This is a genomic window from Nocardia ninae NBRC 108245 (assembly GCF_007990755.1).
Classification (GTDB): Bacteria; Actinomycetota; Actinomycetes; order Mycobacteriales; family Mycobacteriaceae; genus Nocardia; species Nocardia ninae.
The window spans coordinates 29882-49251 of the sequence record NZ_BJXA01000018.1 but is presented as its reverse complement, the minus strand read 5'-3'; the positions used below and the strand labels follow the sequence as shown (position 1 = coordinate 49251).

Annotated in this window: 2 protein-coding genes (1 of these 2 cut by a window edge); both read left to right on the top strand. The window is 67.6% G+C overall.

Annotated elements, in window-relative coordinates:
• The first annotated feature begins 64 nt into the window (after positions 1–64).
• Complete coding sequence (locus tag NN4_RS46600; RefSeq protein ID WP_147131254.1) at positions 65–15295, top strand: non-ribosomal peptide synthetase; 15231 nt, start codon at positions 65–67, stop codon at positions 15293–15295.
• Positions 15295–19370 carry the beginning of a non-ribosomal peptide synthase/polyketide synthase gene (locus NN4_RS15795; RefSeq protein WP_147131469.1) on the top strand. It continues 16708 nt past the right edge of the window, so 4076 of the gene's 20784 nt are visible here — the first part of the coding sequence; it begins with the start codon at positions 15295–15297; its stop codon lies off the right edge, out of view. Before NN4_RS46600 ends, NN4_RS15795 begins: the two co-directional genes overlap by 1 nt.

Here is a 19370-nt window from a genome sequence, read left to right as displayed (position 1 = left end):
GATTCCGTTCGGCCAGCAGCGGATCGGTACGGCCCGGCAAAGGTGATAAGCGAGGGAGTTTGTCATGCAATCCGGTAACAAGTCACTGCTGCGCAGTCTGACATCGATTCAAAAAGAACTTTGGCTGGCCCACGAGCTTTCCGATATTCCCAATAATTGCCTGATATATATCGACATCGAGGCCGAGCTGGAACTCGGCCATTTCGTCACCGCGCTGCGGCACGTGTTCGCGGAATCGGAGGCGCTCACGGTCAATTTCGTCGGTGGCGCCGACGGGCCGATGCAGATCGACCGGAACACCCGCGATTGGATGCCCGCCTACCTCGATCTCACCGAGCAGCCCGAGCCGATCTCGGCCGCCTTCGACTACATGTCTCGCGAGCTCGAGCTTGCCTTCGATCTGGAGCAGGACGCGCTGTTGCGCGTCGCGCTGCTCAAAGTCGATGCCGGACAATACTTTCTGTCGATGTGCTTCCACCACATCATCATGGATGGGGTCGGTGTCGCCACCTGGGCGCAGCGGGTGCTGGATGTATACGGCGCCTTGGTCGCCGGAATGCCCATCGAACCTGCCGATTTCGTGCCCGTCGACGAGATCATCGAGAGCGATCGGGCCTACCGTTGCCACCAACAGGCGATCGATCGGGAGTACTGGCGCGGGCAGATCCCGCCCGGGATCGAACCGCTGCGTCTGCCGGGCAATGCCGCACCGGACGCCAAACCCGGGCGGATCGGTTGCACGCACGGCTTTTCCGGCGCGGAGCTCGGCAGGCTGATCGACTCGGCGCAGACGATCGGGGTGAAGCTGCCCTATCTGTTGATGTCGGTCGCGGCGGCCGCGGTCCAGCGCTACGCGCTGCGCGACGAATTCTGCGTACAGATGCCGGTCTCCAACCAGAATGCCATCGCGCGGCGCACGCCGTGCCAGCTGTCGGATACCGTTCCCTTGCTGGTGGATTCGGGCCGGGACCTCTCGCTGGGGCAACTGTCCCGACGGCTCCAGGACAGCATCGCGGGTGCGCGCGACCATCTCCGGTACGGGATGTCGGAGATCCGGCGCGACTTGAAAATGCCGCCTGCACACGGGAACCCGTTCGGCCCGGTCATCAATGTCATGTCGTTCTTCGGTGCCTTGCGGATGACCGGTGGGACAGCCGATCTCCAGGTCTACTCGGCAGGGAACAGCGGAGATCTGTCGATCGTCCTGCATTACGAGAAGCAGTCGGCCCGTGGCGGATACCTGCGGATAGAAGGCGACGCGCAGCTCTACACCGAAGACGATCTGCGCGGCTACCTCGACTCGATCGCGCGCTATCTGATGCAGGCGATCACCGACCCTGCGGCGCCGATCGGGGCGGTGGATATCCTCGGCGACGATCGGTCGCTGGTAGTCGAGGCGTGGAACGACACCGCGGTGCCGGTCGATCCGGCGGCGACTCTGCTGGGGTTGTTCGACGATCAGGTGCGCCGGGCCCCGGACGCGGTGGCCGTGGTGTCCGGTGGTGCGCGGCTGTCGTATCGCGAACTCGATACGCGGGCGGATCGCGTCGCGCGGACCCTGCTCGCCGCGGATGTGCGTCCGGACAGCGTGGTGGCGGTGGCCTTGCCGAGGTCGGCGGAGCTGATCGTCGCCATCCTGGCGGTGTCGAAGGCCGGTGGTGCGTATCTGCCGATCGATCCCGGTTATCCGGCCGAACGGTTGGCGTTCGTGCTCGCCGACGCCGCACCGATCGCGGTACTCACCGACCGCGCCACCTCGAAACTGCTGCCGCAGCAAGGGGTTCCGCGGATCTTGCTCGAGGAGGCCGAGGCGGCACACCATGAGGTGGTGCGGCCCGCCGCGCCGCTGCCCGGCAATCTGGCCTATCTCATCTACACCTCCGGCTCCACCGGCACGCCGAAGGGCGTGGCCGTCACCCATCGCAATGTGGCCTCGCTGTTCGTGAGTGCCGCACCGTGGTGTGAATTCCGGGCCGATGATGTGTGGGCTTGGTGTCATTCGCAGGCCTTCGACTTTTCGGTGTGGGAGATCTGGGGCGCGCTTTTGCACGGTGGCCGGGTCGTCGTCGTGCCGTGGGACGTGGTGCGCACGCCCGTGCAACTGTGGGATCTGGTCGTCGCCGAGGGCGTGACCATTCTCAACCAGACCCCCTCGGCTTTCCACGCGCTGGCCGAAGCCCGGTCGGTGAGCGGCAGCGTCGATTCGGCGCTGCGCCTGGTGATCTTCGGTGGGGAAGCGTTGCACCACAGCCATGTACAACCGTGGTACGCGGTCGGCGGTGCTGGCCCCGCCCTGGTGAACATGTACGGGATCACCGAGACAACGGTGCACGTCACGAAGCTGGAGCTGCTGGCCGAGCATGGCGCTCGGGGCGAGAGCCCGATCGGGACACCGCTGGGGAACATGCGGGCGTTCGTGCTCGACCCATGGCTGGCGCCGGTTCCGGTGGGGGTGGCCGGTGAACTGTATGTGGCCGGCGCGCAATTGGCGCGGGGCTATCGCGGTCGGCCGGGGTTGACCGCAACGCGGTTCGTCGCCGATCCGTTCGATCGCACCGGTGGCCGGTTGTATCGCACCGGCGATGTGGTGCGCTGGACTCCGGCAGGGGTGCTGGAGTTCGTGGGCCGCGCCGACGATCAGGTCAAGATCCGCGGCTTCCGGGTGGAGCCGGGCGAGGTCGAATCGGTGCTGGTGCGACATCCTTCGGTGTCGCAGGCCGTGGTGCTGGCCCGCGACACCGGGTCCGGTGCCGACAAGCAGCTGATCGGTTATGTGGTCGCCGATCGGAGCAACGGCAACGACGGCACGAACGGAAACGCGCTCGATGGGGCACAGGTGCGCCGGTTCGCCGCGGCGCGCCTGCCGGAGTTCCTGGTACCGACCGTGGTGATGGTGATCGACCGCGTGCCGCTGACCCCCAACGGCAAGCTCGATCGGGCCGCGCTGCCCGCCCCGGAGTTCGCCTCCTCGCGGGCCTATCGAGCGCCGGGCAGCGAGCGCGAACGGGTGCTGGCGAGGTTGTTCGGCGAGGTGCTGGGGATCGACCGGGTCGGCGCGGACGACAGCTTCTTCGAGCTGGGCGGTCATTCGCTATCCGCCACTCGGCTGATCAGCCGGATCCGGGTGGTGCTCGGGGTCGAGGTGCCGATCCGGACGGTGTTCGACGCGCCGACGCCGGCGCAGCTGGTGACCCGGCTCGACGCCGGCGTCACCATGCGCCCGATGCTGCTCGCCCGGCCGCGACCGGAGGTGATTCCGCTGTCGTTCGCGCAGCGGCGACTCTGGTTCATCCACCGGTTGGAGGGGCCGTCGGCCACCTACAACATGCCGCTGGCCGCCCGGGTGACGGGCGCCTTCGATGCGGCGGCGTTCACGGCGGCGGTGTGCGATGTGGTGGCCCGGCACGAGAGTCTGCGCACGGTCTTCGTCGAAACCGACGGCGTCCCAGCCCAACACGTCCTCGCGGCGCACGACGTCGAGGTGCCGGTGACCATCGCCGACGTTGCTCCCGATGCGGTGGACGCGGCGGTCGCCGAGGCGGCGCGGTATCCGTTCGAGCTGTCCACGCAGATCCCGATCCGTGCGAGCGCGTTCCGGTACGGGGACGACGAGTGGACGGTGCTTGTGCTGATCCATCACATCGCTAGCGACGGCTGGTCGGCGGCGTCGCTGCTGGACGATCTGTCGACGGCGTACGCGGTGCGCCGGGAAGGGCGGGCACCGGAGTGGGCGCCGCTGCCGGTGCAGTACGTCGACTACACGCTGTGGCAGCAGGAACTGCTGGGCTCGCCGGACGATCCCGACAGTGTGCTGTCGCGCCAGTTCGGTTACTGGCGCGCCGAACTCGACGGTCTGCCGGAGCAACTGCGGTTGCCGACCGACCGGCCTCGGCCACGGGTGGCCAGCTACCGCGGCGACGTGGTGTTGTTCGACATCGAACCCGAGGTGCGTACCGCGGTGGAGCGTTTGGCGGCCCGCGAGGGCGCGACGGTGTCCATGGTGTGGCAGTCGGCGCTGGCAGTGCTGCTGGCGAAACTCGGTGCGGGCGAGGACATCCCGATCGGCTCGCCGATCGCCGGCCGTACCGATGACGCGCTGGCCGATCTGGTCGGCTTCTTCGTCAACACCTGGGTGTTGCGTGCAACGGTCTCTCCCGCAGCGTCATTCACCGAGATTCTCGAGGGTGTCCGCACGAAAGCGCTGGCGGCCTACGACAATCAGGACGCGCCGTTCGAGTTGCTGGTCGAGCTGCTGAATCCGACCCGCTCGTCGGCGTACCATCCGCTGTTCCAAGTCCTGCTGACGTTGCAGAACAACACGCTGCCCACCCTCCGGCTGCCGGGAGCGCGGGTGACACCGCACATGCCGGCCACCAACACCTCGCGCTTCGATCTGACCTTCGATATCGGCGACGCCCCGGCCGATGCGCGCGACAACGGCGCAGGGTGGGACGGATACATCGAATACGCCACCGATCTGTTCGATCGGTCCACGGTCGAAGCCATGGCCGGTCGGCTGGTGCGGATCCTGCGCCAGGTGGTGTCGGATCCGGACACCGCGGTGGGGGCGGTCGATGTCCTGGACAGCGACGAACGTGACCTGGTCTTGTACCGGTGGAACGACACCGCTGCCCCGGTCGACCGGGACGCCACCGTGGTCGCGTCGTTCGAGGAGCGGGTCGCGCGCACGCCGGACGCGGTGGCCGTGGTCTGCGGTGACGACGAGATCTCGTATCGGGAACTCGACACGCGGGCAACCGAATTGGCGTGCGTCCTGATTTCGCGCGGGGTTGGCCCCGACACCATCGCCGCCGTGGCGTTGCCTCGGTCGGTGGAGTTGATCGTTGCGTTGCTCGCGGTGTTGAAGGCCGGTGGCGGGTACCTGCCGATCGATCCGACCTATCCGTCGGATCGGCTGGCGTTCATCCTGACCGACGCGGCCCCCGTGGTCGTCGTGACCGATTCCGCCACCGTCGATCTCCTGCCCGAGACGGCGGCTCCGCACCTCTACCTGGACACGACCGATGTGGTGGAGGGCGCCACGCTGGATCGAGCCGTCGCGGCGGCGTCGCAGAATCTGGCCTACGTGATCTACACCTCGGGCTCCACCGGAGTTCCGAAAGGTGTTGCCGTCACCCACCGCAACGTGGTCGCCTTCGCGACCAAGCACAGTTGGCACGACGGTGCGCACGCGAGCGTGCTGGTGCATTCGTCGGTCGCGTTCGATGCCTCCACCTACGAGATCTGGGTGCCGCTGCTCGGCGGCGGCCGGATAGTCGTCGCGCCGCCGGGCCGCACCGATATCGCGGTGCTGGGACGGCAGTTGGTGGCGCACAAGGTGACCGCGGTATTCCTCACCACTCGGTTGTTCGAGTTGTTCGTCGACCATGGCGCGGACGCGCTCGCCGGGCTTCGCGAGGTGTGGGTCGGCGGCGAGGAGATGCCGCCGGAGGTCTTCGCGCGTGCACTGCGCCTGTGCCCGCAGACCCGCATCGTGCATGTCTACGGGCCCACCGAGACAACGACCTTCGCGATTCGCCGGCCGTTCCGGCCCGGGGAGCACTTCGATGAGGCCTTGGTGCCGATTGGAGCCCCGTTGGCGAATGTTCAGGCGTTCGTGCTGGATTCATGGTTGGCGCCCGTCCCGCCCGGGGTGGCGGGTGAGTTGTATGTCGCCGGTGCGCAGTTGGGCCGGGGATACCACGGCCGGGCCGATCTGACCGCGGCACGGTTCGTCGCCGATCCCTTCGACCCGAACGGTGGCCGGCTGTACCGCACCGGTGATCTGGTGCGCCGCAACCACGGCGGGCAGGTGGAGTTCCTGGGTCGCATCGATGACCAGGTCAAGATCCGCGGCTTCCGGGTCGAGCCCGGCGAGGTCGAATCGGTACTGGCGCAACATCCTTCGGTGGCGCAGGCGCTCGTGGTGGTACGTGACGGCGACACCGGTGACAAGCAGCTGATCGGCTATGTGGTCGCCGACCGTACCGACCTCGTCGGCGCGCAGGTGCGCGACTTCGCCGCCGAACGGCTGCCGGAGTTCATGGTGCCGACGGTGGTGATGGTGATCGACGCGGTGCCGTTGACCGCGAACGGAAAACTGGACCGCGCGGCGCTGCCCGCGCCGGAGTCGGTGTCCTCGGTGCGGTACCGGGCGCCGGGCAGTGCGCGCGAACGGGTGCTGGCCGAGTTGTTCGGGGCGGTCCTCGGACGCGACCGGGTGGGCGTGGACGACAGCTTCTTCGAGCTCGGTGGCCACTCGCTGCTGGCGACCCGCCTGGCCAGCCGGATCCGGGTTGAGCTCGGCATCGAGGTACCGATCCGGACGGTGTTCGACGCGCCGACGGTGGCGCAGTTGGCGACCCGGCTCGACGCGGGCGTGCAGGTGCGCCCGGCCCTGCTGGCCCAGCCACGGCCGGACGTGGTTCCGCTGTCGTTCGCCCAGCGGCGACTGTGGTTCATCCACCGGTTGGAGGGGCCGTCGGCCACCTACAACATGGCGCTGGCGGTGCGGTTGCACGGCGTGGACGTGGCGGCGTTGACCGCCGCGATCGGCGATGTGGTGATGCGGCACGAGAGCTTGCGGACGATCTTCGTCGACGCCGATGGTGTGCCCTCCCAACAGGTCCTGGACGTGGACAGCGTCGAGGTACCGGTCACGGTGACGGACATGCGGGCCGCCGATCCCGCCGAGACCGACGCGGCGGTGACCTCGGCGGTGCGCTACGGCTTCGATCTGTCGTCGGAGATCCCGTTGCGCGCCACTGTGTTCCGCCGGACGGACGATGCAGCTGTGCTGGTGTTGCTGATCCATCACATCGCCGGTGACGGCTGGTCGTTGACGCCGTTGCTGCGCGATCTGTCCGAGGCGTACGCCGCACGAAAGGACCATCGGGCACCGCGGTGGCGGCCGTTGCCGGTGCAGTACGCGGATTACACGTTGTGGCAGCGGGAACTGCTCGGCTCGGCGACCGATCCGGACAGCGTGTTGTCGCAGCAGTTCGAGTATTGGCGCCGCGAACTCGAGGGGCTGCCCGAGCAGTTGCGGTTGCCGACCGATCGGCCGCGGCCGCGGGTGGCCAGTTATCGCGGCGACATGGTGCACTTCCAGATCGAGTCGGAGATCCGTGCCGCGGTAGAGCGGTTGGCGGCCCGTGAAGGTGCGACTGTGTCGATGGTGTTGCAGTCGGCGCTGGCCGTCCTGCTGTTCAAACTCGGTGCCGGAGAAGATATTCCGATCGGTGCGCCGATCGCGGGCCGGACCGACGAGGCACTGGCCGAGCTGGTCGGGTTCTTCGTCAATACCTGGGTGCTGCGGGCGGCTGTCGTCCCGGACGCGTCGTTCACCGAGATATTGGGTGTGGTGCGGGAAAAGGCGTTGGCAGGCTACGAGAATCAGGATGTTCCGTTCGAACTGCTGGTGGAGTTGCTGAACCCGGCTCGCTCGGCGGCGCATCATCCGTTGTTCCAGGTGACGCTGGCCTTCCAGAACAACACGCTGCCCGCACTCGAGCTGTCGGGCGTGCGGATCGAGCCCTACCCCGCGGCCACCGCGACCGCGCGGTTCGATCTGTTCTTCAACATCGCCGAAGCCCCGGCCGGTGACCCGTGGAGCGGGTTCGTCGAGTATGCGACCGAACTGTTCGACCGGTCCACCGTCGAGGCGATGGCGGCCCGGCTGGTCCGCCTGCTGCGGCAGGTCGGGTCGGATCCCGAAGTCCCGGTGGGCGCCATCGATCTCCTCGACACCGACGAGCGCGAACTGGTGCTGCGCCGGTGGAACGACACCACGGTCGAGGTACCGGCCGCCGCCACCCTCACCGAGCTGTTCGCCGCGCAGGTCGCCGCGACCCCGGATGCGATCGCGGTCGTCTGCGCGGACGCGAAGCTGACGTACCAGGATCTGGACCGGCGCTCCGATCGGCTGGCGCGGGCGTTGATCTCGCGCGGCGTCGGCCCGGACGGTGTGGTCGCGGTGGCGTTGCCGCGGTCCACGAACCTGATCGTCACCCTGCTGGGTGTGCTGAAAGCCGGTGGCGGATATCTGCCGATCGATCCCGCGTACCCCTCGGATCGGCTGGCGTTCGTCCTCGCCGACGCCGCGCCGGTGGTCGTCGTGACCGACTCGGCCACCGCGCACGCGCTGCCACCGACCGCGACGCCACACCTCTATCTGGACTCCATGGAGGCGCTCGACGGTGATCGAGCCGGTCTGGACCGGGTGGTCGCGGTGGGCGCGCACAATCTGGCGTGCGTGATCTACACCTCGGGCTCCACCGGTGTTCCGAAAGGTGTTGGCATCACGCACCATAACGTCGTCAACCTGGTCAACCAGGCGTGGCAGGCGGGTGTCGAGGACCGGGTGCTGGTGCATTCGTCGATCGCCTTCGACGCGTCGACCTATGAGATCTGGCCGGCCCTGTGCGGTGGTGCGACATTGGTCGTCGCCGGCGAGCAGCGCTCGGACCCGGGGGAGATCACGCGGCTGGTGGAGACCTGGTCGGTGACGAAGATGTTCGCCACACCACCGTTGCTGTCGGCGTTGGTCGATCATGTGGAAGCGTTGCCGGACAGCCCTTTCCGGAGTCTGCGCCAGGTCAATACCGGTGCCGACACCTTGACCTCCGGGTTGGTGCGGGCGCTGCGTGGCACCTGCCCCGACCTTCGGGTCGACAATCTGTACGGTCCGACCGAGGCGACCGTCGACGTGACCGCCTATCGCGTGCCCGAGGACGAACCGGGTGCGGTGGTGCCGATCGGTGTGCCAGTGGCGAATTCGCGAGTGTTCGTGCTGGATTCGTGGCTGGTGCCGGTGCCGGTGGGGGTTTCGGGCGAGTTGTATGTGGCGGGTGCCCAGCTGGCGCGCGGCTATCACGGGCGGGCCGGACTGACCGCGGCCCGGTTCGTGGCCGACCCGTTCGACCGGACCGGTGGCGGCAGGCTGTATCGCACCGGCGACGTGGTGCGCTGGACTGCGGCGGGAGTGCTGGAGTTCGCGGGCCGGGTCGATGATCAGGTCAAGATCCGTGGCTTCCGGGTCGAACCCGGCGAGGTGGAGAGCGTCCTGGCCCAACATCCTTCGGTGGCGCAGGCGGTGGTCGTGGCACACGACTCGGAGGCCGGAAAGCAGTTGGTCGGGTACGTGGTCGCCGACCACTCGGGGGCCACCGTCGGCGAAGGCGAACTGGTGGGGCAGTGGCGGCGGGTCTACGACGACCTGTACGCCGGCGCCGAGCAGGCACCGGACATCGGTGCTGTCGATGGTGACGAGGTCGGGTTCGTTACCGGTTTCGGCGGCTGGAACAGCAGCTACACCGGGGGCGCGATCCCGGTGGAACAGATGCGCGAATGGCGCGCGACCACCGTCGAGCGTATTCGGGGGCTGAGTCCGCGGCGCGTGCTGGAGATCGGGGTGGGGTCGGGCTTGCTGATGTCGCAGCTGGCACCGGACTGCGTCGAATACTGGGCGACGGACTTCTCGTCCGCGACCATCAGCACGCTGCAACGACAGCTGGGCGAACTGAACGAGGAGTGGGTCGACCGTGTCTCGCTGAGCGTGCGCGGTGCCGACGAGACCGAAGGATTGCCGGAACACTATTTCGACACGGTCGTGTTGAACTCGGTGATCCAGTACTTCCCCAGCCAGAGCTATCTGCGCCGGGTGCTCGAGCGGGTGCTGCGCGTGCTGGCTCCGGGTGGCGCGGTGTTCATCGGTGACGTCCGGAATCTGGCGCTGCTGGAGGAGTTCACCACCGCCGCGCAGATCGCTCGCAACGGCGGCGACGATCCGGTGGCGGTCGCCGACCGGGTCCGCCGCGACATCTCCGCCGAACAGGAGCTGCTGCTGGCGCCGGAGTACTTCCTCGCGCTCGGCGACGTCCTCGATATCGGTGCCGTCGACATCGAACTCAAACGCGGCTACTCGATGAACGAGTTGACGCGCTACCGGTACGACGTGGTGCTGCATCCGGCTGCGGTGAACCCGCTTTCGGTCGCCGAGGTACCGAAAGCCGCTTTCCGCGACCATGATTCGTTGCAGACCCTGCTGCGTGACCAGCATCCGGACGGTATTCGGATTACCGGTGTCCCGCATGCCGGCCTGGTCGGTGAGGTCGAGGCGACGCATCGGATCGAGGCGGGCCACGCCGGCATCGCGACCGACGCACTCGGTGTCGGCTTCGAAGGGATACTCGAGACGATCAGCGATCGCGCGGGCGTCGTACCGGAAGACCTGCATCTGCTCGGCCGTCGACTCGGCTACGCAACCGCGGTCACCTGGTCCGCCCGGCCGGACCGGATGGATGCGGTCTTCGTCGACGCCGCGACCCTCGGCGACAGGCCACTGGCCGACGTGTACACAGCCACCGACCCGGTGGGCGATCCGGCGGCGTACGCCAACAACCCGCAGGCGGGTCTGCTGGCCGCCGACGTACGCCGGTGGGCGAGTGACCGATTGCCGGAGTTCATGGTGCCCGCGACGGTGATGGTGATCGGCTCGGTGCCGTTGACCTCCAGCGGGAAACTGGATCGCCGGGCGCTGCCGGATCCGGAGTTCGCCTCGTCGGCGGAGTACCGCGCGCCGGACAGCGAGCGCGAACAGGTACTGGCCGAATTGTTCGCCGAGATCCTCGGCCTCGACCGGGTCGGTGTGGACGACAACTTCTTCACGCTGGGTGGTCACTCGCTGCTGGCTACTCGCCTGGCCAGCCGGATCCGTGCGGTGACGGGGGTGGAGGTCCCGATCCGGACGATCTTCGACGCACCGACGGTGGCGCAGTTGGTGACTCGGCTCGATGCCGAGGTGCAGGTGCGTCCGCCGCTGCTGCCCCGGCCACGGCCGGATGTGGTTCCGCTGTCGTTCGCGCAGCGCAGGCTGTGGTTCATCCATCGGCTCGAAGGGCCATCGGCTACGTACAACATGCCGTTGCCGGTCCGGCTGAGCGGCGTGTTCGACGCATCGGCTTTCGCGGCCGCGCTCGGTGATGTGGTGGCCCGCCACGAGAGTTTGCGGACGGTTTTCGTCGAGGCCGAGGGGGTGCCGACCCAGCGGGTACTCGCGGCGGACAGCGTCGAGGTGCCGGTCACGGTCGAAGTGGAGACCGTGGATCCGGCGGAGCTGGACGCGGCCGTGAACGCCGCCGTGCGCTACGCGTTCGATCTGTCGTCGGAGATTCCCATCCGCGCCACCGTGTTCCGAGCCGGCGGCGATGAGTGTGTGCTGGTGCTGCTGGTCCATCACATCGCGGGCGACGGCTGGTCGGCGGCACCGCTGCTGCGGGATCTGGCCACCGCCTACGCCGCGCGGCTCGAACATCGGGCGCCGCGCTGGGCGCCGCTGCCGGTGCAGTACGTGGACTACACGCTGTGGCAGCGAGAATTCCTCGGGTCGCCGGACGATCCGGACAGCGTGCTGTCCCAGCAGTACGAGTACTGGCGTCGTGAGCTCGACGGGTTGCCGGAGCAGCTGCGGTTGCCGACCGACCGGCCGCGACCCCGGGTGGCCAGCTACCGCGGTGACATGGTGGTCTTCGGTGTCGAGCCGGAGATCCGTACCGCGGTGGAGCGGTTGGCGGCCCGCGAAGGCGCGACGGTGTCGATGGTGCTGCAGTCGGCGTTGGCGGTGCTGTTGTTCAAACTCGGTGCCGGAGAGGATATTCCGCTCGGCTCACCGATCGCCGGCCGGACCGACGAGGCGTTGGCCGACCTGGTCGGGTTCTTCGTCAACACCTGGGTGCTGCGGGCAACTGTCGCTCCGGCAACGTCTTTCGCCGAGGTGGTGGCACAGGTTCGGTCGAAGGCGTTGGCGGCGTACGAGAATCAGGATGTTCCGTTCGAATTGCTGGTGGAGTTGTTGAATCCGGCCCGCTCGGCGGCGCATCACCCGCTGTTCCAGGTGTCGTTGGCCTTCCAGAACAACGCGCTGCCGACCCTGCGGCTGCCGGGGGTCGGGTTCGAGCCCTATCCCGCGTCCATCGCCGCCTCGCGGTTCGACTTGTTCTTCAACGTCGCCGACGCGCCCGCCGGTGATCCGTGGAGCGGGTTCGTCGAGTACTCGACCGACCTGTTCGACCGGTTCACCGTCGAGTCGATGGTGAACCGGTTCGTGCGAATACTGGACCGGATCGTGACGGACCCTGGTGGCCCGGTGGGGGCGATCGACGTCCTCGATACCGAGGAACAGGAATCGGTGCTGCGGCGGTGGAACAACACCGCCGTCGAGGTCGCGGACACCACCATGGTCGAATTGTTCGAGGCCCAGGTTGCCCGGACACCAACGGCCACTGCGGTAATCGGAGGCAGCACGGAGATCTCGTATCGGGAACTCGATACCCGAGCCGACGGCTTGGCGCGCACGCTGGTCGCGCGCGGCGTACGCCCGGACTCGCTGGTCGCGGTGGCCCTGCCACGGTCGGTGGAGTTGATCGTGGCGCTGCTGGGTGTGCTGAAGGCCGGCGGCGCATATCTGCCGATCGATCCCGGGTATCCGTCGGATCGGTTGTCGTTCATCCTTTCCGACGCAGCGCCGGTCGTTGTCGTGACCGACTCTGCTACCGCCCACTTTTTGCCCGACTCAGAAGTCCCGCATCACTATCTGGACGCACCGGGCGCCAACGGTGGCGAACCCGGGGATTTGGCTGGGATCGGTCTGCGGCCACAGCATTTGGCCTACGTGACCTACACCTCCGGCTCCACGGGCGTTCCGAAAGGTGTGGAGATCACCCACCGTAACCTGGTGAACCTGGTTGCCCGAGCCTGGTCGGTCGATCCCGAGGACCGGGTATTGACGCATTCCTCGATCGCATTCGACGCCACGACCTATGAGATCTGGCCCGCGTTGGCCGGTGGTGCGGCGCTGGTGGTGACGGAATCTTCGCGTTCGGATCTGGTCGAGCTCACCGATCTGATCGAACGCCGTTCGGTAACAAAGATGTTCGCGACGCCACCGCTGTTGTCGGCGCTGGCCGATCATGTGGAGCCGTTGCCCGGCACACCGCTGCGCAGTCTGCGGCGGGTGATCGCCGGCGGTGCCGAACTGACAGCTGCCGTGTTGCGCAAGCTGAACGCGAAGCACGCAGGCGTGCAGGTGATGAACGGCTACGGGCCTACCGAAACAACGGCGTGCGTGACCGACTACGACGTGCTCGGCGACATCGAAGGTGCGGTGCCGATCGGGCGCCCATCGGTGAATGTGCGCGTCTTCGTGTTGGATTCGTGGTTGGCGCCGGTGCCGGTGGGTGTCGCGGGGGAGCTGTACGTGGCGGGCACCCAGTTGGCGCGGGGTTACCACGGACGCGCAGGGCTCACCGCCGCCAGGTTCGTCGCCGACCCCTTCGATCCGATCGGTGGCGGTCGCCTGTATCGCACCGGTGATGTGGTGCGCTGGAACAACTCCGGACAGTTGGAGTTCGTCGGCCGAGCCGATGATCAGGTCAAGGTCCGCGGCTTCCGGGTGGAGCCCGGTGAGGTGGAAACCGCTCTGGAGCAACACCCTTCGGTGTCCCGCGCGGTGGTCGTCGTGCGCGACAGCAGCACCGGCGGACAGCAGCTGGTGGGCTATGTGGTCGCGGACCGATCCGGGCCGGTCGTCGGTGAAGCGGAATTGGTCGGGCAGTGGCGCAAGGTGTACGACGACCTGTACGGCGCCGCGGGCCAGAAAGCCGACAGGTCCGGAAACGGCAACGGGGACAAGGCGCCGACGGGCTTCGGGATGGACTTCGGCGGCTGGAACAGCAGCTATACCGGGACGTCCATTCCGATCGAGCAGATGCGTGAATGGCGCGAAGCCACGGTGCAGCGCATCCGCGGCCTGGCACCGCGGCGAGTACTCGAGATCGGTGTCGGCTCCGGCTTGTTGTTGTCCCAATTGGCACCGGACTGCGACGAATACTGGGCCGCGGACTTCTCCGCCGCGACCATCGCCACCCTGCAACACCAGTTGGACGAACTCGACGCGCCGTGGGCCGAGCGAGTTTCGCTGAGTGTCCGATCCGCCGAGGACATCGCGGGATTGCCGGAAGAGTATTTCGACACGGTGGTCGTGAACTCGGTGGTGCAGTACTTCCCCGGCGAACGGTATCTGCGTCGAGTCCTCGAACAGGCGCTCGGCCTGCTGGCTCCCGGCGGCGCGATATTCGTCGGTGACGTCCGAAATCTGGGTCTGCTGGAGGAGTTCACCACGGCGGTGCAGATCGCCCGCAACGACGGCGACGACCCGGCGGCCATTCGGGAACGGGTGCGCCGCACGGTATTCGCCGAACAGGAATTGCTGGTCGCGCCGGAGTACTTCCACGCGCTGTGCCGGGCCACCGACTTCGAGACCGTCGATATCGAACTCAAACGCGGCTACTCGGTCAACGAGTTGACCCGCTACCGATACGACGTGGTCCTGCACAAGACGCCCACGAAAGCGCTGTCCGTCGCCGAGGTGCCGAAAGTCGTGTTCCGCGACCACGACTGGTTGCGCACCCTGCTGCAAACCCGACACCCGGACGGCATCCGGGTCACCGGGATCCCACACGCCGGGCTGACCGGCCAGATCGAGGCGGTGCACCGAATCCGAACCGGTGAGTCCGTTCCGTCCGCTCCGCGCACCGATCCGCGAGCAGCGGGATTCGAGGGCATCCTCGCCGACCCCGCCGCGCGACGGGATGCCGGATTGCTGCCCGAAGACCTGCACGTGCTGGGCGACCGACTGGGCTACACCACGGCGGTCACCTGGTCGGCGCAGCCGGATCGGATGGACGCGGTGTTCGTCGACACCGCGACGGCACAAAGCCGACCGCTGACCGACGTTTATGTGCCGTCGGCAGAAGTGGACGATCCGACGCCGTACGCCAGCAACCCCCAGGACACGCTTTTGCCCGCCGCCGTAAGGGAATTGGCGGCTGAGCAGTTGCCGGAGTTCATGGTGCCGTCGGTGGTGATGGTGATCGACGATGTGCCGTTGACCGCGAATGGAAAACTCGATCGTGCGGCACTGCCGGACCCGGAGTTCGCCGCCGCGGCGGAGTATCGGGCGCCGAGTAGCGAGCGGGAACGGGTGCTCGCCGGATTGTTCGCCGAGATCCTCGGACTCGACCGGGTCGGCGTGGACGACAGCTTCTTCGCGCTCGGTGGGCATTCGTTGCTGGCGACCCGCCTGGCCAGCCGGATTCGGGCGGTGCTCGGCGTCGAAGTCCCGATCCGGGTGATCTTCGACGCCGCGACGGTCGCCGAACTCGACCGCCGATGGCCGGAATTGGCGCCGTCGCGCAGACCGGCGCTGCGCAGGATGAATCGAGAGGTGGGTCTGTGATGATTCCGTTGTCGTTCGCCCAGCGCCGGTTGTGGTTCATCCACCGGTTGGAGGGACCCTCGGCCACCTACAACATGCCGTTGACTTTTCGACTGCGGGGCGGGTTCGACGCGCCCGCCTTCGCGGCGGCGGTCGGTGACGTGGTGGCCAGGCACGAAAGCCTGCGCACGATCTTCGTCGAAGCCGACGGCGTGCCCGGTCAGCAGGTCCTCGACGAGGACGCGGTCGAGGTGCCGGTGCTCATCTCCGACGTCGAGCCCGCCGCCTTGGATGCGGCGGTCACCGAGGCGGCGCGCTACGAGTTCGACCTGGCGACCGAGATTCCCATCCGCGCCGACGTTTTCCGCTGCGGTGTCGACGAATGCGTCGTGGTGTTGTTGATTCACCATATTGCCGGTGACGGTTGGTCGATGACGCCGTTGCTGCGGGACCTGTCGACGGCGTACGCGGCTCGGCGGCAGGGGCGGGCGCCGGGCTGGGAGTCGCTGCCGGTCCAGTACGTGGATTACACACTGTGGCAGCAGGAACTGCTCGGCTCACCGGACGATCCGGACAGCGTGCTGTCCCAGCAGTTCGAGTATTGGCGCCGGGAGCTCGACGGCCTGCCAGAGCAGCTGCGGCTGCCGACCGATCGGCCGCGGCCACGGGTGGCCAGTTACCGCGGGGACATGCTGGTTTTCGGTATCGATGCGAAGACCAGAGCGGAACTCGAGGAGCTGGCGAGCCGCTCCGGCGCGACGGTGTCCATGGTCTTGCAGTCGGCGCTGGCCGTGTTGCTGTTCAAACTCGGTGCCGGCGAGGATATTCCGCTCGGATCGCCGATCGCCGGCCGCACCGACGACGCGCTGAACGAACTGGTGGGGTTCTTCGTCAACACCTGGGTGTTGCGGACGGCGGTGCACCCGGCGGCCTCGTTCACCGAAATTCTCGGCCAGGTCAGGGCAAAAGCACTGGCGGCCTATGAGAATCAGGATCTGCCGTTCGAGCTGCTGGTCGAGCTGCTGAATCCGGCCCGCTCGGCGGCCCACCACCCGTTGTTCCAGGTGCTGCTGAGCTTCCAGAACAACACCGCGGCCACCCTCGAGTTGTCGGGGGTCGGGTTCGAGCCGTATGCGCTGCCCGCACTGACCTCACGATTCGACCTGACGTTCAATGTCGGCGACGCGGCCACCGGTGCGCGGAGCAACGGTGTCGCAGGGTGGGACGTGCACGTCGAATACGCCACCGACCTGTTCGATCGGTCCACGATCGAGGCGATGGCGGCGCGGTTGGTACGGATACTGCGGCAGGTGGTGGCGGACCCGCATGGGCCGGTGGGGTCGGTCGAGGTGCTCGACACCGAGGAACGCGAGTTGGTGCTACACGGGTGGAACGACACCGCCGTCGCCCTCGACCCGGCCGCTACCCTGGCCGAATTGTTCGCCGAACAGGTCGCTCGGGCTCCTGACGCGACCGCGGTGGTCTGCGGTACGGCAGAGCTGAGCTATCAGGAGCTCGACACCCGCGCGAAACTGCTTGCTCGCCTGCTGGTTTCGCGCGGTGTGGGTCCGGATACCCTCGTCGCGGTGGCATTGCCGCGGTCGGTGGAGTTGATCGTGGCGTTGCTGGGTGTGGTCAAGGCCGGTGGTGGCTATCTGCCGATCGATCCGGGTTATCCGTCGGATCGGTTGGCTTTCGTCCTCACCGATGCCGCGCCGGTTGTCGTCGTGACCGATCGTGCGACCTCGGATGCCCTGCCGCACACCGCGACACCGCACCTGTATATCGATGCACCGGCGGTCGAGGACTGGAGCGGCGGGGATCCGATCCCGGCGCGGCCACAGAATTTGGCGTACGTCATCTACACCTCCGGCTCGACCGGTGTGCCGAAAGGTGTTGGCATCACGCATCGCAACGTGGTGAACCTGGTCGCCCAGGCGTGGTCGGTGGGTATCGAGGATCGTGTGCTGGTGCATTCGTCGATCGCGTTCGACGCCTCCACCTACGAGATCTGGCCCGCGCTGTGTGGCGGGGCGACCCTGGTGGTGGCCGGTGAGCGGCGCTCGGATCTGGCGGAGATCACCCGGCTGATCGAGACCCGGTCGGTGACGAAGATGTTCGCCACGCCACCCTTGCTGGCGGCGTTGGTCGAGCACGTCGAATACCTGTCCGACAACCCTTTCCAGAGTCTGACGCAGGTGAATACGGGCGCCGACACGCTCCCGTCCGGGTTGGTGCACGCACTGCGGGACAGCTGGGGAGACATCCGGATCGACAACCTGTACGGCCCGACCGAGGCGACGGTCGATGTGACGTCCTACGAGGTCCCGGCCGACGCGTCGGGTGCGGTGGTGCCGATCGGTGCCCCGGTGGCGAATACCCGAGTGTTCGTACTGGATTCGTGGCTGGCACCGGTGCCGGTGGGCGTTGCGGGGGAGTTGTATGTCTCCAGCGCCCAACTGGCGCGCGGCTATCACGGCCGGGCCGGGCTGACCGCTGCACGGTTCGTCGCCGACCCCTTCGATCCCACGGGTGGTCGGCTGTATCGCACCGGTGATGTGGTGCGCTGGAACAACTCCGGGCAGCTGGAGTTCGCGGGCCGGGCCGACGACCAGGTGAAGATCCGCGGCTTCCGCGTGGAACCCGGCGAGGTCGAAACTGTACTGGCGCAACATCCTGCGGTATCGAACGCGGTGGTGGTGGCGCGCGACACCGGAACCGGTGACAAGCAGCTCATCGGGTACGTGGTTGCCGAGCGGACCGGTTCGGTCGCGGGCAACGGACGAAGGCGTGCGAACGGGCGGCCCTGCGGTGCCGAACGCGTGGCCGCGAATCGCCTCGACGGTGCCGAGGTGCGCCGGTTCGCCGCCGAGCGGTTGCCGGACTTCATGGTGCCGTCGGTGGTGATGGTGATCGACGGTGTGCCGTTGACCGGGAACGGGAAATTGGATCGGGCGGCGTTGCCGGTCCCGGAGCTGCGTTCCTCGGTGCCGTATCGGGCTCCGGTCAGCATCCAGGAACAGATGCTGACCGAGCTGTTCGCCGAGGTCCTCGGCCACGAGCGGGTCGGGCTGGACGACAGCTTCTTCGCGCTGGGCGGGCACTCGCTGCTGGCGACCCGCCTGGCCAGCCGGATCCGGGTGGTGCTCGGCGTCGAGGTCCCGATCCGGACGATATTCGATGCTCCGACGGTGGCGCAGTTGGCAATTCGGCTGGGCGACCGTGCCCGGCTGCGGCCGGTGCTGTCGACGCGGCAGCGGCCGACGGTGCTGCCGTTGTCGTTCGCGCAGCGGCGGTTGTGGTTCATCCACCGGCTGGAAGGGCCGTCGGCCAACTACAACATTCCGGTGGCGGCGCGGCTCCACGGGGTGGATGTGGCGGCGTTGGCCGCCGCGATCGGTGACGTCGTCGCGCGACACGAGAGCCTGCGCACGATCTTTGTCGAGACCGATGGCGTGCCGTCCCAACGGATAGTCGACGCAGACGGCCTCGAGGTGCCGGTCACGGTGACCGAAGCGGATCCCGGTGACGTGCATGCCGCGGTGACTGCTGCGGCCCGCTACGGGTTCGATCTGTCCGTGCAGATCCCGATCCGGGTCACGGTGGTGCGGTCCGGCGCCGACGAATGCGTCGTCGTGGTGCTGATCCATCACATCGCCGCTGACGGCTGGTCCGCCGCGCCGCTGCTGCGCGATCTGTCGACGGCGTATGCGGCACGTCGGCAGGGGCGGCGGCCGGAGTGGCAGCCGTTGCCGGTCCAATACGCGGACTACACGCTGTGGCAGCAGGAACTGCTGGGGGCGCCGACCGATCCGGACAGTGTGCTGTCCCAGCAGTTCGCGTACTGGCGTACCGAACTCGACGGTCTGCCCGAGGAATTGCCCTTGCCGACCGATCGGCCGCGGCCGCGCGTGCCGAGCTACCGCGGCGACGTAGTGACCTTCGACATCGATCCGGAGATCCGTAACGCGGTAGAGGACCTGGCGCGCCGTGCGGGCGCGACGGTGTCGATGGTGCTGCAATCGGCGTTGGCCGTGCTGTTGTTCAAACACGGTGCCGGGGAGGATATTCCGATCGGGACGCCGATCGCGGGCCG

Bases quoted from the DNA above. Each gene is read 5' to 3' on its own strand.
- NN4_RS46600 (WP_147131254.1), top strand. From the start codon at position 65: ATGCAATCCGGTAACAAGTCACTGCTGCGCAGTCTGACATCGATTCAA.